At 62.1% G+C, this 18878-nt stretch carries 17 protein-coding genes; 6 read left to right on the plus strand and 11 right to left on the minus strand.

The window, feature by feature from the left end:
* The first annotated feature begins 130 nt into the window (after positions 1-130).
* Together E4T63_RS19535 and E4T63_RS19540 are read left to right on the plus strand one after the other, a co-directional pair.
* A complete protein-coding gene (locus tag E4T63_RS19535) occupies positions 131-1612 on the plus strand; it encodes a methyl-accepting chemotaxis protein (RefSeq protein WP_098964916.1) in 1482 nt (493 codons plus the stop codon).
* Between the two features lie 213 nt (positions 1613-1825).
* The gene (locus E4T63_RS19540; protein ID WP_027612458.1) at positions 1826-2191 is read left to right on the plus strand and encodes an Mpo1-like protein; all 366 of its coding nucleotides are present in this window, start codon (positions 1826-1828) and stop codon (positions 2189-2191) included.
* A 1-nt stretch (position 2192) separates the two neighbouring features.
* On the opposite strand, the gene E4T63_RS19545 is transcribed toward E4T63_RS19540, so the two are convergent.
* From E4T63_RS19545 to E4T63_RS19555, 3 genes are all read right to left on the minus strand, one after another.
* Complete coding sequence (locus E4T63_RS19545; protein WP_135296295.1) at positions 2193-2987, minus strand: acyl-CoA thioesterase; 795 nt, start codon at positions 2985-2987, stop codon at positions 2193-2195.
* Between the two features lie 224 nt (positions 2988-3211).
* Positions 3212-3979, minus strand: coding sequence for a CHAD domain-containing protein (locus tag E4T63_RS19550; RefSeq protein WP_135296296.1), 768 nt, complete (start codon positions 3977-3979; stop codon positions 3212-3214).
* 79 nt (positions 3980-4058) lie between these two features.
* Positions 4059-4337, minus strand: a complete 279-nt coding sequence (locus E4T63_RS19555; RefSeq protein ID WP_007963692.1) for a hypothetical protein — start codon at positions 4335-4337, stop codon at positions 4059-4061.
* A 215-nt stretch (positions 4338-4552) separates the two neighbouring features.
* Between E4T63_RS19555 and E4T63_RS19560 the strand changes: the two genes are divergently transcribed.
* Complete coding sequence (locus E4T63_RS19560; RefSeq protein ID WP_135296297.1) at positions 4553-5590, plus strand: patatin-like phospholipase family protein; 1038 nt, start codon at positions 4553-4555, stop codon at positions 5588-5590.
* 135 nt (positions 5591-5725) lie between these two features.
* On the opposite strand, the gene E4T63_RS19565 is transcribed toward E4T63_RS19560, so the two are convergent.
* The 6 genes from E4T63_RS19565 to kdpF form a co-directional block, all read right to left on the minus strand.
* Positions 5726-6424 (minus strand): response regulator, encoded by a 699-nt coding sequence (locus tag E4T63_RS19565; protein WP_097088324.1) that lies wholly within the window; start codon positions 6422-6424, stop codon positions 5726-5728.
* Between the two features lie 48 nt (positions 6425-6472).
* Positions 6473-9124: a sensor histidine kinase gene (locus E4T63_RS19570; RefSeq protein ID WP_135296298.1), complete on the minus strand. Its 2652-nt coding sequence runs from the start codon at positions 9122-9124 to the stop codon at positions 6473-6475.
* Positions 9125-9251: 127 nt separating this feature from the next.
* A complete protein-coding gene (gene kdpC, locus E4T63_RS19575) occupies positions 9252-9797 on the minus strand; it encodes a potassium-transporting ATPase subunit KdpC (RefSeq protein WP_096794945.1) in 546 nt (181 codons plus the stop codon).
* Between the two features lie 228 nt (positions 9798-10025).
* Positions 10026-12083, minus strand: a complete 2058-nt coding sequence (gene kdpB, locus E4T63_RS19580; protein ID WP_135296299.1) for a potassium-transporting ATPase subunit KdpB — start codon at positions 12081-12083, stop codon at positions 10026-10028.
* Positions 12084-12093: 10 nt separating this feature from the next.
* Complete coding sequence (gene kdpA / locus E4T63_RS19585) at positions 12094-13788, minus strand: potassium-transporting ATPase subunit KdpA (RefSeq protein WP_096794943.1); 1695 nt, start codon at positions 13786-13788, stop codon at positions 12094-12096.
* Positions 13789-13796: 8 nt separating this feature from the next.
* Positions 13797-13886 (minus strand): K(+)-transporting ATPase subunit F, encoded by a 90-nt coding sequence (gene kdpF / locus E4T63_RS19590; protein ID WP_007963673.1) that lies wholly within the window; start codon positions 13884-13886, stop codon positions 13797-13799.
* Positions 13887-14295: 409 nt separating this feature from the next.
* Here kdpF and eat point away from each other — a divergent pair, with 409 nt between their 5' ends.
* The 3 genes from eat (at position 14296) to E4T63_RS19605 (ending at position 16672) form a co-directional block, all read left to right on the plus strand.
* A complete protein-coding gene (gene eat / locus E4T63_RS19595) occupies positions 14296-15660 on the plus strand; it encodes an ethanolamine permease (protein WP_027612450.1) in 1365 nt (454 codons plus the stop codon).
* Between the two features lie 127 nt (positions 15661-15787).
* Positions 15788-15955, plus strand: a complete 168-nt coding sequence (locus E4T63_RS19600; RefSeq protein WP_003226857.1) for a DUF2897 family protein — start codon at positions 15788-15790, stop codon at positions 15953-15955.
* A 159-nt stretch (positions 15956-16114) separates the two neighbouring features.
* Positions 16115-16672 (plus strand): TetR/AcrR family transcriptional regulator, encoded by a 558-nt coding sequence (locus tag E4T63_RS19605; protein ID WP_135296300.1) that lies wholly within the window; start codon positions 16115-16117, stop codon positions 16670-16672.
* Here the strand turns inward: E4T63_RS19605 and fabF are convergent.
* Complete coding sequence (fabF, locus tag E4T63_RS19610; protein WP_135296301.1) at positions 16669-17943, minus strand: beta-ketoacyl-ACP synthase II; 1275 nt, start codon at positions 17941-17943, stop codon at positions 16669-16671. The two genes, E4T63_RS19605 and fabF, sit on opposite strands and share 4 nt — an antisense overlap.
* A 17-nt stretch (positions 17944-17960) precedes the next feature.
* Positions 17961-18758, minus strand: a complete 798-nt coding sequence (locus tag E4T63_RS19615) for an SDR family NAD(P)-dependent oxidoreductase (RefSeq protein WP_135296302.1) — start codon at positions 18756-18758, stop codon at positions 17961-17963.
* Positions 18759-18878 lie beyond the last annotated feature (120 nt).

The raw sequence follows: 18878 nt of genomic DNA on the forward strand, positions 1-18878 counted from the left end.
CGAGCAAGCCCGCTCCCACAAAGGGGGCTCAGCGTAGAACCTGTTGACCTGTATCAAGATCTTCAGATCCGCATAGCGGCACAATGCTGGCACCTTGCCAAAACTGTTTCCGCTATCAGAGAAGACCTCCATGGGTGCCTGGCTTAGCAATATCTCGCTGAAATACAAATTCTGGGCGGTCAATGCGGTCGCTTTCGTCACCACCCTGCTGCTGGTGCTGTATGCCGTGCAGCTTGAGCAGCAGGCACGCAGCCACGCCTCACAGGCTTCCGCTCAGGCCCAGGCACAATTGCTCAAGGCGTGGCCGGCTGGGCAGGCGCTGCCCAAGGCCGATCAGGTGCTGACCTTCAAACGCGGGGAAGCGCCGCGCCTCAATGATCAACCGCTGCTGGAGATCAGCGATAGCAACGGCTGGAACGAGATCAATCATCTGCCGCTGTTCGGCAACAACCCGCTGCTGGGCGCTGAAGTGTTCAGCCGTGCCGACGGCGAGCAAGTCGCGGTCATCGCCTATGGCCCAAGTCTGGCGCAAGTGTTCAGTGATCGTTTCGCCAACTACGCCGTGGCGGTGTTCATCCTGATGCTGGCCATGCTCGGCGCTTCGCAACTGCTGATCCGCTTCCTGCTCAGTCAGCTCAACACCTTGAAAGACGTGATGCTACATGTAGAGAAGAGTGGTGACCTCTCGGCCCGCGTGCCGCTGGCCTGCAAGGACGAAGTCGGGCAAATGGCCAATGCGTTCAACGCGATGCAGGCCGGTTATCAGCGCGTGGTCACCACGGTCGCCAACACCGCGCGGCAACTCGACGTCGGCGCTGCGCGTCTGGCGGCGAGCATGAACGAAGTGCGCCACGGCATGCTCGGTCAACAGAGCGAGACCGATCAGGCCGCCACCGCAATTAATGAAATGACCGCCACGGTTTATCACATCGCCCAGCACGCCGGCGCCACCCGTGACCTGTCGCAGACCGCCGATGGTCTGGCGGGCAGCGGCCAGCAAGTGGTCAGCCGCGTGCAACAGTCGATTGCCGGACTCTCCAGCGGTGTGCAGCAGACCGCCGAGATGATTCAGCGCCTGGCCGAAGACAGCCAGAAGATCAACGGCGTAGTCAGTGTGATTCACAGCATCGCCGAGCAAACCAATCTGCTGGCCCTCAACGCCGCCATCGAAGCGGCCCGTGCCGGCGAGATGGGCCGCGGTTTTGCGGTGGTCGCTGATGAGGTGCGCAACCTCGCCAAGCGCGTGCAGACCTCCACCGATGAAATCACCACCATGGTCTCAGCGCTGCAGGCCGGCACCCGCGATGCGGTGGACTTCATGCAGGAGAGTTCGTACAAGGCCGACGACTGCGTGCAGCAGGCGCAGGAAGCCGGTGAAGCGCTGGCGGAAATCACTGGCGCCGTGGCGCAGATGCGCGAGAGCAACACGCAGATTGCGGTGGCGGCGGAGCAGCAGAGTCAGGTCGCGGAAGAGATGAATCGGGCGGTGGTGAGCATTCGTGATGTGACCGAAAACACCGTGCAACAGACCGTGGATTCGGCGACTACCAGCAATGAGTTGGCGACATTGGCCGGGGAGTTGAGCAAGGCCATCGGTCAACTCAAACTTTAAGGGACTCATCGCGAGCAGGCTCACTCCTACAGGGGATTTGTGTGCGCAGCAGATCCTTTGTAGGAGTGAGCCTGCTCGCGATGGCGTCAATTGCAACACCATCGAATCCAGCCATTGCGCCTATCACCGCCATAGCCAACCTTGATTCGCCGCCCCACCCGCCCCGGCCTATTCTTCAAGCATGTGTTCAACATGGATCGAGGAGTAGTCAACATGGGCAAACGTCACCCCAATCTTCCCGCGTGGCAATGGCGCGCGTACCCGAACAATCACCAGCACCCGACCAATCTGGTGCTGCACCTGATTGCCGTGCCGCTGTTTATCGTTGCATTTCTGTTGATCGTGTCCGGCGTGTTCAGCTTGAGTCTGGCCAGTATCGCCATCGGCGTAATCGGTATCGTCGCGGCGCTGGGTCTGCAGCGCCACGGCCACAGCCTGGAGGCGCAAGCCTCCGAGCCGTTCAGTGATCGCAAAGATGCCGTGTCACGCTTGCTGGTCGAGCAGTTTCTGACCTTTCCGCGGTTCTTCCTCAGTGGCGGCTGGTGGCGCGCCTGGCGTGAGCGCCACCGTCGGCATTGATTCAGGCAAAAATCGTTACGGTCTGACGACTCATGGCGATCAACTCCCCGTCCGCACTCCACAGCTTGGCGGCGACATGGCCGTAACCGTCGGCGGCGTATTCGATGTCTGCCAAGTATTTGCACCAGTCCAGCGTGCTCAACTCGCGTAACGGCTGCACGAATTCAATAGTCCAGGTCAGCGTGCTGCCCGGTGCCGGTTTCTTCAGGTACGGCAACAAGGCCGGTGGCCACGCATCCACCAGCGCCAGCAGATGCGCCTCATTGACCGGCTCTTCCTTCACATCGCCACGCAAACGCACCCAGCCGCCCATCTGTCGCGACTTGTTGCCGGTGAACGGCATGCCGCCAACGCTCCAGCGCATCGCCAGATGGCGCATGAACTCCGGGGTCACGCCCTTGATGTACGGCAGCTCCTGGCATTCTTCCCAGTGTTTCATTTCAGCTGCCGGATAGGCCTCGACTGCGACTTCCGAAGGTCGCGAAGCACCAAAGCTGCCCTGCACGATCGTCACTACCTGACCGTTCTGCACAGCCCGGCCCAGCACTTGGCTGACCGCTTTGCCTTCGCGCAACACATCGACTTCGAAGCTCACCGGGACTTCCGGTTCGACCGGGCCGACAAAGGTGATCGCCAACGAACGCACCGGACGCTCCGCCGGCACTTTCGCGCGCATGGTTTCGTATTGCAGCGCCGCCACCAGGCCACCAAAACTGGCCCGACCCTGACCCCACTCGGCAGGAATGGTCACTTCTGGCTGGCGACGAACCGCCTCGATCAGATCGGAAAAGCGCATGACAACCTCGGCAAGCGAAAAAGGAATGCAGCGATCTTAACCAGCATGGCAGAGCGCCGCAGCGTCTATTCCGGTCAAATGGACTGACAGAAAGGCCTTAAGGTCAGGAAGATAATCGAATGTGGGAGCGGGCTTGCTCGCGAAAGCGGTGTATCAGTAGACACATCTGTGACTGACACACCGCTTTCGCGAGCAAGCCCGCTCCCACAGGGATCTGAGTAGATTCAGGATTTGAAGCAGCTTGAACTGAGTTTTTCCAGCACCCGATCGGCCTTGGCTTCGGACTTGATCAGGCCCGCCTGCCAGGTCGCGACGCACGGTTGCAGATCGCTTTCCAGTTCGGCCCGCGCCAGCCACTGCCAGCAATCGTGCCAGTCACCCAGCGCGCCCTGCGCCGACTTCAGCCGCTCCAGCGCCGGCTCAGGCAGGCGATCCAGTTCCGGATAGGCTTCGATGCCATACCGCACGCGCTTGATCAGCAAGCGCAGACGATGGCGGTCGTGGGCGGGATCGTGCAGCGCCTCGTCGAGTTTCTTCCATTGTTTGTGCAGGCGTTTTTCGATGCGTTTGCCCAGGCCCTTGAGCAGGCCCTGACGCTCGGAGGCACGCAGGAATCGTGGGAAAGCGTCGAGAATGATCAGCAGCGAAGCCACTTCGGCGCTCGCTGCCAATGCTGGATAGGCTTCGTCCATTTGCGCCATGCGTCGCTGTGCGGCTTGCGGTTGATCATGCTTGAGCAGGTACGCCGCCAGTACCTCGCGATCGCGCCACGGGGTGGTCAACTGACCGACCGCCGAGGCGGCACCTTCCAGTTGCTCGACTCCGGGCAAACCACGCAAGGGTCGCAACAGGCTGCGCAAGCGCCGCACCGTGGTGCGCAAGTCGTGCAGCGCCTCGGGGTCGGTACGCGCAGTCAGGCGCGCCTGACAGGCCAGCAATCGCACTTCCAGGCTCAGGACATGAGCCACTAACCGATCCACCAACGCAGACATCGCTTGCTCCTGATTCACATGGCTTGAAGGATGAGTCTGCCGTGAGAAGGCAGGCGCATCCTTGCGTCAAGTCAGCAGCTTAGCGTCCGGCGCGGGATTCGCGAATATAGAAACGGGCTTTCTCGGCCTTGTTGCTGCAGCCTTCAAAGCCTTCGAATTGCTGCTGAGTCTTGGCCGCCGTCAGCAGCGACAGCGCCTTGGAGTAGCTGACCGTGCCGGCGAAACCTTCGGCCTTGGCCAGGTCCAGCTCATGCCACGCCGCATCCAGCTGACTGCCACAGCTGTCGCGATAAGCAGTCTTGCCCGCGCAACCGGCCAATGCCAGCGCAATCAACGGCACACAGATCCAGGCTTTCATCACTCACACCTCAAAATAGGTCAACAGTCGTGCAGGTAAGACGTTGCGGCGCGAAAAAAGTGCCTTGGCGCCCGGTGAATCTGCGGTAACGAAAAGATAACCCCGACGGGTCACACAGTATCGGAAAACGACTCTGCTGCCGCCCCGAACGACCCTGGCGATTGTCGCCCGCCCCCGGATGGGTGCATTGTGGAGCCTTGTCGGGAGGAAGTTTGATGAAAAAGCGTGTCGCACTGGTGCTGGGTTCCGGTGGCGCCCGGGGCTATGCCCATATCGGGGTCATTGAGGAAATCGAAAGACGCGGTTACGACATTGCCTGCATTGCCGGTTGTTCGATGGGCGCGGTGGTCGGCGGGATCTATGCCGCAGGCAAACTCGACGAGTACCGCACCTGGATCGAAACCCTCGATTATCTGGACGTGCTGCGGCTGGTAGACGTGAGTTTTCGCCTCGGGGCGATACGTGGCGAAAAGGTCTTCGGGCAGATCCGCAAGATCGTCGGCGAGATCAATATCGAAGACCTGCGCATTCCCTACACCGCCGTCGCCGCCGACCTGACCAACCAGCAGGAAATCTGGTTTCAGGAAGGCTGTCTGCATCAGGCGATGCGCGCCTCGGCGGCGATTCCCAGCCTGTTCACCCCGGTGATGCAGGGCAACCGGATGCTGGTGGACGGCGGCATTCTCAACCCGTTGCCGATCGTTCCGGTGGTCTCCAGCCACTGCGACCTGATCATCGCGGTCAACCTCAACGCGACCAACCAGCGCCACTACAAATTGCCGGTGATTCAGCGCCCGCCAGCGTTTCGTTCGCGCTTTGACAGTTTGCTCAGTTCGCTGGGTTCGAAGATGCCGTTCCGGCGCAAACAGGCCGAGCAATTGCTGTTGCTTGAGCAGGAAGCGCTGCGCGCGGAGGCGGCGGACATCAACCCATGGCTGGAAGGCAGCGAACCGGAAAGTCAGCAACCGGCAGCGGCACCCGAGCGCGAAGGCGCGCCGAAGTCCGCCACCGGCTCGTTCATCATCGACAACGTCGGGCCGGCGTCACTGCTGGACCTGATCAACCAGAGTTTCGAGGTGATGCAGACCTCGTTGGCGCAATACAAGATCGCCGGCTATCCGCCGGACATCCTGATCAACGTGCCAAAGCGCGTGTGCCGGTTTTTCGAGTTCTACAAGGCGCCGGAACTGATCGCGCTGGGGCGGGAGATTGCGCGGGATACGCTGGATCGGTATGAGAGTGAGCAGAGTTGAGTATCTGAAAGGTCTCCGCTGGATGTAAGGCCCTCATCGCGAGCAGGCTCACTCCTACATTGGATCTGCGCCGTTCACAAAAACCTTGTAGGAGTGAGCCTGCTCGCGATGAGGCCAGACCAGGCGACACAAAACCTACAGATTGTTGTCACTCAACAACCGATACCCAACCCCCGCCTCCGTCACAATAAACCGCGGCCGCGTCGGATCATCCGCCAGCTTCTGACGCAAATGCCCGACCACAATCCGCAGGTAATGACTGTCCTCGGTATGCGTCGGCCCCCAGATGTCCTTGAGCAATTGCTGCTGGGTGATCACCCGCCCCGGGTGCCGCGCCAGTTGCGCCAGCACCGCATATTCCTTGCGGGTCAGCGCCACTTCGGCACCGTCGAGCAGCACTCGTCGATAGGCCAGGTCCACGGTCAACGGGCCGAACGTCAGCGCCGCTTGCTGGGCCTCGCCGGCCGGTGCCTGACGCAACAACGCACGGACCCGGGCGAGAAATTCCTGAATGCCGAACGGCTTGGTCACGTAATCATTGGCGCCGCCATCCAGCGCCTGGACTTTCTGCCCTTCGCTGGCCCGCACCGAAAGCACCAGCACCGGCGCGGTGGCCCACTCGCGAAACTCGCGTAGCACCTGCTGGCCGTCCATGTCCGGCAGGCCGAGGTCGAGCACCAGCAAGTCGGGCTTGTTCAGCGCCGCCTGGGCCAGGCCTTCGGCACCGGTGCCGGCCTCGAGCACTTTGTAGCCTTGTGAGGCGAGGCTGATGCGCAGGAATTTACGGATCTGCGGTTCGTCATCGATGACCAAAATGGTCGCGGTCTGGCTCATGAATTCACATCAACACAAAAGATTGGCAAGAGAGTAGCGCAGTCGCGATCAGGCTTCATTGTCCATCCCCGGTTGCGTCTGCAACGGCAGGTGCAGGGTGATGCTGGTGCCGCGCCCGTCGATGCCGTCGGCGACGCTGATCCGGCCGCCATGCGCGCCGACCATGCCCTGACAGATCGCCAGCCCCAGACCGGTGCCCTGCCCGCCGCGATCGCCGCGCGCGGCGGTGTAGAACATGTCGAAAATTTTCGCTCGCTCGTCCTCGGGAATCCCCGGGCCTTCGTCGCTGACCGTGAAGAAGATCTCTTCGTTATTGGCACCAGCACTCAATTGCAAACGCCCGTGTGGCGGCGAGAAGCGTGCAGCGTTTTCCAGCACATTGACCAGCGCCTGCTCGATCAGCGCCGCATGCACGAACAGCAGCGGCAACTCGGACGGCACATCGGTGCTGACCTGCAACGGCGCGAGCACCGCACGCAGGCGATTGAGCGAACTGCCGACGATGTCCGCCGGCGCTACCCAGTCGCGCGCGAGCTTCAATGCACCATGGCCGAGGCGGGTCATGTCCAGCAGGTTCTGAATGTAGCGATCGAGGCGTTCGGCTTCGTCGCGGGTGCCTTCGAGCAACTCGCGGCGATCCTCCAGCGGAATGGCTTCGCCGAGGGCCAGCAGGCTGTCGATGCTGCCGCGCATGGCGGTCAGCGGTGTGCGCAGATCATGCGATACCGAGGCCAGCAGCGCACTGCGCAACTGCTCGGTTTCACCGTGCAGGCGCGCGGCTTCCAGATCGTCCGCCAGTTGCGCCCGCGCCAGCGCCTGCGCCAGTGGCTGACTCAACGCGGTGAGCAGGCGTCGACGCTGGCCGCTCAAGGTCTGGCCCTCTTTGGCGCAGACCCCGAGCAGCGCCAGCGGCCCGTCCTCCACCGACAGCGGCCACCACCACCAGCGACCGAAAGGCAGCGTGCCGGTGCCCATGCCGGCCGGTTGATCGTGTTGCCAGGCCCAGTCGGCGGCGGCGCGCTCCGATTCGCTGAATTCCAGAGGCCCGCCGGTCTCGACTTTCCAGCCGCCCTGCCCGTCGCGGTTGAGCAGGCACAATTGCAGATCGCTCCAGCCGTTGAGGTGCTGCGCCGCAGCGCTGACTACCGCCTGACGATCCGTTGCCGCAGTCAGTTTGCGCGACAGATCGAGCAGCTCCGTGGTCTCTTCCTGCGTATCGCGCAACGCCTGCAACTGCCGCCGCTGACGCGCCGCGAGATTGCCGGTGAGCGCCGCCATCAGCAGGAAGAACAGCAAGGTCAGAACATCTTCTTCGCGCTGGATGGCGAAGGAAAAATTCGGCGGAATAAACAGAAAATCGTAAGTCAGAAACGACAAAGCCGCGCAGGCCAGCGCCGGGCCCAGACTGCTGCGCACCGCCACCAGCAACACCGCCGCGAGGAACACCAGCGAGATGTTCGGCAGCGGCAAAATACTCGATACCGCCCAGGCCAGGGCACTGGCCAACAGCGTGGCAACCAGCGCTAACAGATAGTCGAACCAGACCAGCGTCGGCGTCGTTCGCAGGCGCTGTTGCGGGTGCTCATGGTCGTTGTCGAGGACGTTGATTTCCAGGCCGTGGGCCTGGCGCAGCAAACGCGCGGCGAGCCCGCCACCGAACAGGCGACGGCGCAGACTCGGCCGCGACTGGCCGACCAGCAGCAGACTCGCCCGGCGTTCGGCAGCATGCTGAATCAGGGTTTTCGCCACTTCACCGGCGCGTAACAACACCACTTCGCCGCCGAGGCGTTCGGCCAGTTGCTGGGCATTTTGCAGGCGCAGGCGCGATTGCTCGTCGCGCACTGTGCCGTTGTCGACATGCACCAGACTCCACGGCAAATGCCGGCGCTGGGCCACGCGGCTGGCGTGACGCACCAGGCGTTCGGCATGCGCATCGCCATCGACGCCGACCAGCAAACGCCCGCGCACCGCCGGAGCTGCCTGACCGAGTTGGCGATAGCCTTGAGCGAGATCGTTATCAACCTGCGCGGCCGCCGTTTGCATCGCCAGTTCGCGCAACGCGGTAAGGTTGGTCTGGGTGAAAAACGCGTCGATCGCCGCCCGCGCCTGTTCCGGCACGTAGACCTTGCCTTCGCGCAGACGCTCCAGCAATTCACGCGGCGGCAGGTCGATCAGCAGCAGTTCGTAGGCTTCCTGCAGCACCCAGTCCGGCAGGGTTTCACGCACCTGCACGCCGGTGATGCCGCGCACCTGATCGTTGAGACTTTCCAGGTGCTGGACGTTGACCGTGGTGTAGACGTCAATGCCGGCGGCAAGCAGTTCCTGAATATCCTGCCAGCGCTTGGCGTGACGACTGCCGGGGGCGTTGGTGTGGGCCAGTTCGTCCACCAGCACCAGCTTGGGTTTGGCCGCGAGCAGGCCGTCGAGGTCCATTTCTTCGAGCATCACGCCACGGTATTCCGAGCGTACCAGCGGCTGCTGCGGCAAACCGCCGAGCAGCGCTTCGGTTTCTGCACGGCCATGGGTTTCGACGACACCGGCGATGATTTTCACGCCCTGGCGCAATTGCGTGTGCGCGGCCTGGAGCATGGCGTAGGTCTTGCCGACCCCGGGGGCGGCGCCGAGGAAAATCTTCAGCCGGCCACGGCCGTCGCGGGGCAGGTCTGCTAACAGCGCGTCGGCGCGGCCGGAGTCGCTCATGCTTGATCTCTTCAGTCAGATGTTTATGCGTTGCCAGTTATGGCCTCTTCGCGAGCAAGCTCGCTCCCACAGGTTCAGTGTTGCTCTTGTGGGAGCGAGCTTGCTCGCGAATGGCCGCGCCGCAGAATTACAGTTTTTCCAGCGCCATGTTCAGCTCCAGCACGTTCACCACCGGCGGCCCCACCAGCGGCTGTTCGATGTGCGCATCGAGCAGTTGCTGCAAAGTCGACATAGGCAGGTTGCGCGCTTGCGCGACACGCGCCAGTTGATAGGCAATTGCCGCCGGTGGCAAGTGCGGATCGAGGCCGCTGCCGGAGGTGGTCAGCAGCGCCAATGGCACCGGCCCCTGGCCGGGCACCTGCAACTTGTTGGCGTCGTCGATCACCCGCGTGGCCAGCGCCGGATTGCTCGGCGCGAGGTTGCTGGCGCTGCTGGACACGGTGGCAAAGGCGCCCGCCGAAGGGCGCGGATGGAACCACGCATCACCGACGAAATCCTGGGCGATCAACGACGAGCCGCGCACCTTGCCATCGGCGTCGTGCACCAGGCTGCCGTTGGCCTGTTCAGGGAAAGCGACCTGCGCAACGCCGGTCACCACCAGTGGATAGGCCACGCCGGTGATCAGGGTCATCAGCACCAGCAGGCTCAGGGCCGGACGTATCATTGTGGACATTGCAAAATCCTCGAATTCGTTGGGCAAACTTTTGCGGGGTACCAGGGAGATCTTTTCCCCCTCACCCCAGCCCTCTCCCCCAAGGGGGCGAGGGGAAAGGGAGCCGATCTCTGCGCTTTTCCAGACCTGAGTTTGGCTCGCTATCCCAGGTCGGTACGCCTCTTACAAACACCTCGATCAGTCCCCTCTCCCTCCGGGAGAGGGTTAGGGTGAGGGGCTCTTCCAACCTCAAACCAAATGCAAAGCCGTGAGCAGCATGTCGATCGCCTTGATCCCCACGAACGGCACCAGAATCCCGCCCAGTCCGTAGATCAGCAGATTGCGCCGCAGCAGTGCCGCGGCACTCGCTGCCTGTACGCGCACGCCACGCAGTGCCAGTGGAATCAGCACGACGATGATCAAGGCGTTGAAGACGATCGCCGAGAGGATCGCGCTCTGCGGACTGGTCAAGTGCATGATGTTCAGCACGCCCAGTTGCGGATAGATCGCGGCGAACAGCGCCGGCAGAATCGCGAAATATTTGGCGACGTCGTTGGCGATGGAGAAAGTCGTCAGCGCGCCACGGGTCACCAGCAATTCCTTGCCGATCTGCACCACGTCCAGCAGCTTGGTCGGGTCGCTGTCGAGGTCGACCATGTTGGCTGCTTCGCGTGCGGCTTGTGTGCCGTCGTTCATCGCCATGCCGACGTCAGCCTGGGCCAGCGCCGGGGCGTCGTTGGCGCCGTCGCCGCACATGGCGACCAGACGACCGTCGTTCTGCTCAAGGCGGATACGCGCCAGTTTTTTCTCCGGAGTCGCTTCGGCGAGCACGTCATCGACGCCCGCTTCTGCCGCGATGGCCGCAGCGGTCAGCGGGTTGTCGCCGGTGACCATCACCGTGCGAATCCCCAGTTTGCGCAGCTCGGCGAAACGTTCGCGAATGCCTGGCTTGACCACGTCCTTGAGATGGATCGCACCCAGTAGCTTGCCGTCGGCGCAGACCAGCAACGGCGTACCGCCGCTCTGCGCGATCTTGTCGATTTCCCGCGACAGCGCCGGGGCCAGATCGGAGCGTTGTTGACCGAGGAAGGCCAGCAGCGAATCGACTGCGCCCTTGCGGTACACGCGGCCCTGATAGTCGACACCGGACAAGCGGGTTTCCGCACTGAACGGCACAGCAGTCAAGGTATCCAGTGCCGGCTCGGTTTGCGGATGCAGACCGCGCAGGTACTCGACGATGGATTTGCCTTCGGCGGTTTCGTCCGCCAGCGAGGCAAACAACGCGCCTTCGGCCAGTTCGCGACCATTCACACCCGGCGCCGCATACACCGCGCTGCAACGGCGGTTACCGAAAGTGATGGTGCCGGTCTTGTCCAGCAGCAGCACGTGCACGTCACCGGCCGCCTCCACGGCGCGACCGGACTTGGCGATCACGTTCAGGCGTACCAGTCGATCCATCCCGGCAATACCGATGGCGGACAACAGGCCACCGATGGTGGTCGGAATCAGCGTGACCAGCAGCGCCACCAGGAACACCAGCGGCAGGCTGCCGTTGGCGAAGTGGGCGAACGGCTGCAGGGTCACCACCACCAGCAGGAAGATCAGGGTCAGGCCGATCAGCAGGATATCCAGCGCGACTTCGTTCGGGGTCTTCTGGCGCTTGGCGCCTTCGACCAGGGCGATCATGCGATCGAGGGTCGATTCACCGGGGTTGGCGGTGATCTTCACCAACAACCAGTCGGACACCAGGCGCGTGTTGCCAGTGACCGCCGAGCGATCGCCACCGGACTCGCGAATCACCGGCGCCGATTCACCGGTGATCGCCGCTTCGTTGACCGCGGCAATACCTTCGATGACTTCGCCGTCACCGGGGATCATTTCCCCGGCTTCGACGCGCACCACGTCACCTTTGCGCAGGCTGGCGGCAGGCACCACCTGGAAGCTGCCGTTGGCCAGTTTGCGCCGCGCGCTGAGGCCTTCGCTGCCAGCCTTGAGGCTGTCGGCGCGGGCCTTGCCGCGACCTTCGGCCAAGGCTTCGGCGAAGTTGGCGAACAGCACGGTGAACCACAGCCACAGGGCAATCTGCGCGGCGACGAAAGTCGGCACGACGTTGTCCGGGATGAAGCACAGCACGGTGGTGAAAATCGCCGTCAGTTCGACCACCAGCATCACCGGCGAACGCACCAGTTGGCGCGGGTCGAGCTTGACGAAAGCTTGCACCAGCGCCGGACGCCACAGGGCCGAGATCGCGGTTTTCGCTTGTTCCGGCGCCTTCACGGCGGCGGGTTTGATTGCGGGCATATTCATCATTGACTCCTTAGAAGCCCATGCTCAGATGTTCGGCGATTGGGCCCAATGCGAGGGTCGGCAAGAACGTCAGGCCACCCACCAGCAAAATGGTCACGGTCAGCAGCGTCACAAACAGTGGCCCGTGGGTCGGGAAGCTGTTCTGGCCGATCGGTGCGGTTTTCTTCATCGCCAGGCTGCCGGCCAGTGCCAGTACCGGCAGGATGTAGCCGAAGCGACCGATCAACATGCCCAGACCGAGCATCAGGTTGTGGAACGGGGTGTTGGCGCTCAGGCCACCGAACGCCGAACCGTTGTTCGCGCTGGCCGAGGTGTAGGCATAGAGCAACTGGCTGAAACCGTGCGGGCCGGGGTTGCTGATGGTCGCCGCCGGGCCAGGCAGAGCCGCCGCGATGGCGCCGAGTACCAGCACGCCCACCGGCATCACCAGCAAGGTCACCACCAGCAATTGCACTTCCCGCGCCTGCAATTTCTTGCCCAGGTATTCCGGTGTGCGGCCAATCATCAGGCCGGCGAGGAACACCGCGATCAGCACGTTGAGCAACATGCCGTAGAGCCCGGCACCGACGCCGCCGAAGATCACTTCGCCGACCATCATGTTCACCAGCGCGACCATGCCGCTGAGGGGGTTGAGGCTGTCGTGCATGCCGTTGACCGAACCGTTCGACGCCGCCGTGGTGGTCACCGACCACAGCACGGTGGCGGTGGTGCCGAAGCGTGCTTCCTTGCCTTCCAGCGGCGCGGTCTGTTCGACAGCAACGTTGTTCAGCGCCGGGTTGGGCTGATATTCGGCCCACAGCGAGGTCGCACCGCCGATCAGGAACAGCGCCAGCATGCAGGCGATGATCGCGCGGCTCTGACGCTGGTCTTTCACGTAATGACCGAAGGTGAACACCAGCGCCACCGGAATCAGAATGATCGACGCGAGCTCGAACAGGTTGCTCCACGCGGTCGGGTTCTCGAACGGATGCGCCGAGTTCACACCGAAGAAGCCACCGCCGTTGGTGCCCAGTTGCTTGATCGCAATCTGGCTGGCGGCCGGGCCAAGGGGGATCACTTGATCGACGCCCTGCATGGTTACGGCATTGACGTATTGCGCGAAGGTCTGCGGCACGCCCTGCCAGACGAGGTACAGCGCCAGCAGCAGGCACAGCGGAAGCAGGCCGTAGAGGGTGGCGCGGGTCATGTCGACCCAGAAGTTGCCCAGGGTCTTGGTCGACTTGCGACCGATGCCACGGCACAGCGCAACCAGCACCGCCAGGCCGGTGGCGGCACTGACAAAGTTCTGCACGGTGAGGCCGACCATCTGGCTCAGATAGCTGAGGGTCGCTTCACCACTGTAGGACTGCCAGTTGGTGTTGGTCATGAAACTGACCGCGGTGTTGAACGCCTGGGTCCATTCCTGGCCCGGCAGGTTTTGCGGGTTCAGCGGCAGGTGATCCTGAAACAACAGGATCGCGAACAGCAGCAGGAAACCGGCGAGGTTAAACGCGAGCAAGGCCAGCGTGTACTTCTGCCAGCTTTGTTCAGCCTGCGGATCCACCCCGGCAATTCGATAACAGCCGCGCTCGACCGGGCCGAGAACCGGCGTCAGCCAGGTGCGCTGACCTTCCATCACCTTGTAGTAAAAGCGCCCGAGGAACGGCGCCGGCAGCAAGACCACCGCAAAAAACGCGAGGATCAGCCAATAGTCATAACTGTGCATAGCCGCTCCTAGTTCCGATCCGCGCGCAACAGCGCAACCAACAGATAAATGAACAGCCCGGCTGCCAACAGCAGGGACACCCCGTCCAGAACGCTCATGGAAGATCTCCGTTTTACGGCGTATTGCCGCGTGTGGAGGCATTGTCGGAAAGGAGGCTGTAAAGGAACGAGACCGAGGGGGTTAGCTGGGCATAAAGAAAGCGTAAAGAGTGGGTTTATGCGTTCGTTACAGGTGGGTTTTGCGTCGTGTTGGCGGGCTTCTTCGCGAGCAAGCTCGCTGCCACAGGGGATTTGTGAACGCCCCAGATCCAATGTGGGAGCGGGCTTGCTCGCGAAGACGGCATAACCGACAACATCGCACCCAACTGGCGCACAAAAAACACTCATCCAGCCGCGAACATCCCCGATACGACAGCTTTCAGCGCATTACGACCTGACTCCCAGCAATGGCACGCCCACTGCACACGCCCTCCCCCGGAGCTTTCCAAACCGTTCCGGGAGCATGCGCATGAACACACAACTAAAACCCACGCTGGGCACCTTGCACCTGTGGGGCATCGCCGTCGGGCTGGTGATTTCCGGCGAGTACTTCGGCTGGAGTTACGGCTGGGGCGTGGCTGGCACGCTGGGTTTTCTAGTGACCTCGTTCATGGTCGCCACGATGTACACCTGTTTCATCTTCAGCTTCACTGAACTGACTACGGCGATTCCGCATGCCGGCGGGCCGTTCGCTTACAGCCGTCGTGCGTTCGGTGAGAAAGGCGGGCTGATCGCCGGGCTGGCCACGCTGATCGAATTCGTCTTCGCACCTCCGGCGATTGCGCTGGCGATCGGCGCCTACCTGAACGTGCAATTTCCGGCGCTTGACCCGAAACATGCGGCAGTCGGCGCCTATATCGTGTTCATGACCTTGAACATCCTCGGGGTCAAACTGGCCGCGACGTTCGAACTGATCGTCTGCGTGCTGGCGGTGATCGAATTGCTGGTGTTCATGGGTGTGGTCGCACCGGCGTTCAGCTTCAGTAGCTTTGCCCTGAATGGCTGGGCCGGTTCCGATGTGTTCGGGCCGCCAGCGATTGCCGGGATGTTCGCCGCGATTCCGTTTGCGATCTGGTTTTTCCTCGCCATCGAAGGCGCGGCGATGGCCGCCGAAGAAGCCAAGGATCCCAAACGCACGATCCCCAAGGCCTATATCAGCGGGATCCTGACCCTGGTGTTGCTGGCGATGGGCGTGATGTTCTTCGCAGGCGGCGTCGGTGACTGGCGCACCCTGGCGAACATCAACGACCCTCTGCCGCAAGCGATGAAGACCGTGGTCGGCGACAACTCCGGCTGGTTGCACATGCTGGTGTGGATCGGCCTGTTCGGTCTGGTGGCGAGCTTCCACGGGATCATCCTCGGCTACTCGCGGCAGTTCTTCGCCCTCGCCCGCGCCGGTTACCTGCCGGCGTCGCTGGCGAAACTCTCGCGCTTCCAGACCCCGCACCGCGCGATCATCGCCGGCGGCATCATCGGCATCGCCGCGATCTACAGCGATGGCCTGATCAACCTCGGCGGCATGACCCTCACCGCGGCGATGATCACCATGGCGGTGTTCGGCGCGATCGTGATGTACATCATGAGCATGCTCAGCCTGTTCAAGCTGCGCAAAACCGAACCGAATCTCGAGCGGACTTTCCGTGCGCCTTGTTATCCGCTGATTCCGCTGATCGCACTGGTGCTGGCGGTGGTGTGTCTGATCGCCATGGCCTGGTTCAATGCACTGATCGGGCTGATTTTCCTTGGCTTCATGGCGGTCGGCTTCGGCTACTTCCTGCTCACCGGGCAACTGCGCGCTGACGCTCCGGCCGATGCGATGCTGACCGGCCGCTGAGGGATTTCGGGTACACCGGGCTTAACCGGCCTAGAATGGAACCACTGCGAACTCACTTCGCTCAAAGTGGTATGCAGCGTCGCTGGCGAAACCCTCGCCCGCCGAGCTGCCATTAAGGAGAGCCGTTATGCCCTGGTATGCCTGGTTGATTCTGGTCGTTGCAATCGGCTCGATCGTTGGCGGATTGATGATGCTGCGCGACACCGCCAACAAGGTTGAACTGACCGATGAAGAACGCAAACGCGTTGCACAGCGCAACGCCGAAGCGGACATCAAAGACGCGCAGGATCGCTGAACGAAGAACCCCGCCTGAATCGGCGGGGTTTGTTTTTTGTGCGGAGTATTAACTCCAAGGATCGTGTTGGACTCAGCGGCGCGCTTTTAAGAAGTAGAAGTACAGTCACCATGTCATTTACCTTGGTTAAGATGGTGGTCTTGTTGCGGAGAGTTCCACATGCGTTACTCGCAAGATCATAAAGCTCAAACCCATCAGCGGATCATCAAGGAAGCCTCGGCGCGATTTCGCAAAGACGGCATTGGTGCTACCGGTCTGCAACCGCTGATGAAAGCGCTGGGGCTGACCCACGGCGGCTTTTACTCACACTTCAAATCCAAGGACGAACTGGTCGAGAAAGCCTTGCAGGAGGCAAGCAATCAAGTCGATGGTCTGTGCGCCGAGATCTTTGCCAAGGAACAGCCGCTGCAGGCGTTTATCGACACCTACCTGTCCGAATGGCATCAGACCTCCCCCCACGAAGGCTGTCCGCTGCTGACCATTTCCTCAGAGCTGGGTCTGCGCGGCCAGCCGAGCCCGACCAGTGATGCGGTACTCAATGCCCGACTGAGTCAAATCGAAGGCACCCTCGAGGGCGACAACAACGCCGACCGGGCCATTGTCATCATGTCGACGCTGGTCGGCGCGCTCTTGCTGTCACGCAGTGTCGCTGACGCCGAGTTTGCCCAACGCATCCTCGACGTCACGCGCGATCACCTCAAGCAATCGCAGGACTAAGCCTGCCAGCGCTTGAACAGCACACTGGCATTCACTCCGCCAAAACCGAAACCGTTGGACAGGGCATACTCGATTGGCATCGACCGCGCCTGACCGTGAACGATATCTACACCCGCACTCGCCGGATCGGGATTGTCGAAGTTGAGCGTCGGCGGGACGACCTGATCCCGGATGGCCAACAAGGTGAAGATCGCTTCCAACCCGCCGGCAGCGCCGAGCAAATGCCCGGTGGCGGATTTGGTCGAAGTCACGGCGATTTTATTCTCCGTACCGAACAGCGCCTTGATCGCTGCCAACTCACCAAGATCGCCCACCGGTGTCGAGGTCGCATGCGCATTGAGATGCTGCACCTGATCTGGCGCAACACCCGCCTGAGCCAGCGCCAACTGCATCGCGCGTCGTGCACCGCTGCCGTCCTCCGGCCCGGCGGTGAGGTGATAGGCATCGGCAGTGGTGCCGTAACCGACCAGCTCAGCCAAAGGCTGCGCGCCACGTGCCAGCGCGTGCTCCAGCGATTCGATCACCAGCAGACCGGCGCCCTCGCCCATCACGAAACCATCGCGACCACTATCAAAGGGTCGTGAGGCACGTTCGGGGGTGTCGTTGTAACCGCTGGACAACGCTCGCGCCGCGGCAAAACCGGCCAGGCTGACCCGATCGATGCAGGCTTCCGCGCCGCCGCAAACCGCGATATCCGCTTCACCGGCACGAATCATCCGCGCAGCATCGCCAATCGCCTGGACCCCGGCCGCACAAGCAGTCACCGGTGCGCCGAGCGGGCCCTTCAAAGCGTGCTGGATCGACACATGTCCGGCCGCCAGATTGACCAGAAACGATGGGATGGTGAACGGCGACAGACGACGCGGGCCACGACTGTCGGTGGTGCGTACGGCGTCGGCGATGGCGCCGAACCCGCCAACACCGGAGCCGATGATGGTCGCGGTGCGCTCCTGATCCTTGGCCTCGGACGGCTGCCATCCGGCTTGCGCCAACGCTTGGCGCGCCGCTTCCATGGCGAACAGGATGAAGCGATCCATCTTCTTCTGCTCTTTGGGCGGCGTGGCAAGATCCGGATCGAAACCGGCCTCGACGTCCTCCACCGCCGTTGGCACCATCCCGGCGACCCGGGTCGGCAGATCTGCGCTCACCGCCTCCGGCAAATTGCGCAAGCCCGAGCGCCCGGCGAGCAAACGCTGCCAGACAATCTCGAGATCACTCCCCAAAGGCGAAACCAGACCCATACCGGTGACAACAATTCGACGCTGACTCATACCGCAGTTACCTCTGATCAATTTTTGTAGCGTTCAGCCGCCGAACTGCGCGACAGATTCGGTGCCATGACATGTCGTGCACGCACAAAGGCCTGCCATTCACCCGCGTCAGGCAGCGACGGGATGGTAATCAACTCGCCCTGATCCAGACCGGCGAGCGCCGCATCGACCATCTCGCCGGCCTCCATCACCATCTCCGCCGGAATGCCGCTGGCGTCGATGCCGGAACGCTCCCAGATTTCAGTGCGGGTAACCCCGGGCAGCACCGCTTGCACCTTCACGCCAGTGCCTTCGAGCTCGGCGTTGAGCGACTGAGTCAGGCTCAACACGTAGGCTTTACTCGCGCTGTAGGTGGCATTGAAACGTTCTGGAAACAGCGCCACCACCGAGGCGATATTGATGATCGTGCCGCGTCCAGCCTTGGCGAAACTGGCGGCGGCTGCAGAGGCCAGCAACGTCACGGCGGTGACGTTCAATTGGATCAGACGCTCCAGTTGCTCGGCGTCGGAATTGGCCAGCAAACCATCGGCTGCGACCCCTGCGTTATTCACCAACAGGGTGATGCTTGAATCACTGCGCAGGCGTTGCTGGAGTTTGAGGACATCGTCCTTTTGCGTCAGGTCGGCTTTGAGCACTTCGACCTGAACGCCATGGGCGTCTCGCAACTGGCTCGCAGCACTTTCCAGGCGGTCTTTGTCACGCGCAACCAACAGCAGATCAAAACCACGCGCCGCCAGTCGCTGCGCGTAGATGGCACCGATACCGGACGATGCGCCGGTCACCAGAGCAGTACCTTGGGATTGTGCGGAATTCATGAGAGCGCTCCTGAAACATATTGGGAGATAGGCCTCCAACGCTCGCTTGCCTGGAGGTGACGGAAATTATTATAGGCATAATCCAAAGACAATATGATACCCATAATTTTCAGCTCACCG

It is taken from the genome of Pseudomonas fluorescens (assembly GCF_004683905.1).
GTDB classification, from domain to species: domain Bacteria; phylum Pseudomonadota; class Gammaproteobacteria; order Pseudomonadales; family Pseudomonadaceae; genus Aquipseudomonas; species Aquipseudomonas putida_A.

Coding starts and splice junctions, on each gene's coding strand:
- E4T63_RS19535 (WP_098964916.1), top strand. CDS start 131: ATGGGTGCCTGGCTTAGCAATATCTCGCTGAAATACAAATTCTGGGCG.
- E4T63_RS19540 (WP_027612458.1), top strand. CDS start 1,826: ATGGGCAAACGTCACCCCAATCTTCCCGCGTGGCAATGGCGCGCGTAC.
- E4T63_RS19545 (WP_135296295.1), bottom strand. CDS start 2,987: ATGCGCTTTTCCGATCTGATCGAGGCGGTTCGTCGCCAGCCAGAAGTG.
- E4T63_RS19550 (WP_135296296.1), bottom strand. CDS start 3,979: ATGTCTGCGTTGGTGGATCGGTTAGTGGCTCATGTCCTGAGCCTGGAA.
- E4T63_RS19555 (WP_007963692.1), bottom strand. CDS start 4,337: ATGAAAGCCTGGATCTGTGTGCCGTTGATTGCGCTGGCATTGGCCGGT.
- E4T63_RS19560 (WP_135296297.1), top strand. CDS start 4,553: ATGAAAAAGCGTGTCGCACTGGTGCTGGGTTCCGGTGGCGCCCGGGGC.
- E4T63_RS19565 (WP_097088324.1), bottom strand. CDS start 6,424: ATGAGCCAGACCGCGACCATTTTGGTCATCGATGACGAACCGCAGATC.
- E4T63_RS19570 (WP_135296298.1), bottom strand. CDS start 9,124: ATGAGCGACTCCGGCCGCGCCGACGCGCTGTTAGCAGACCTGCCCCGC.
- kdpC (WP_096794945.1), bottom strand. CDS start 9,797: ATGTCCACAATGATACGTCCGGCCCTGAGCCTGCTGGTGCTGATGACC.
- kdpB (WP_135296299.1), bottom strand. CDS start 12,083: ATGAATATGCCCGCAATCAAACCCGCCGCCGTGAAGGCGCCGGAACAA.
- kdpA (WP_096794943.1), bottom strand. CDS start 13,788: ATGCACAGTTATGACTATTGGCTGATCCTCGCGTTTTTTGCGGTGGTC.
- kdpF (WP_007963673.1), bottom strand. CDS start 13,886: ATGAGCGTTCTGGACGGGGTGTCCCTGCTGTTGGCAGCCGGGCTGTTC.
- eat (WP_027612450.1), top strand. CDS start 14,296: ATGAACACACAACTAAAACCCACGCTGGGCACCTTGCACCTGTGGGGC.
- E4T63_RS19600 (WP_003226857.1), top strand. CDS start 15,788: ATGCCCTGGTATGCCTGGTTGATTCTGGTCGTTGCAATCGGCTCGATC.
- E4T63_RS19605 (WP_135296300.1), top strand. CDS start 16,115: ATGCGTTACTCGCAAGATCATAAAGCTCAAACCCATCAGCGGATCATC.
- fabF (WP_135296301.1), bottom strand. CDS start 17,943: ATGAGTCAGCGTCGAATTGTTGTCACCGGTATGGGTCTGGTTTCGCCT.
- E4T63_RS19615 (WP_135296302.1), bottom strand. CDS start 18,758: ATGAATTCCGCACAATCCCAAGGTACTGCTCTGGTGACCGGCGCATCG.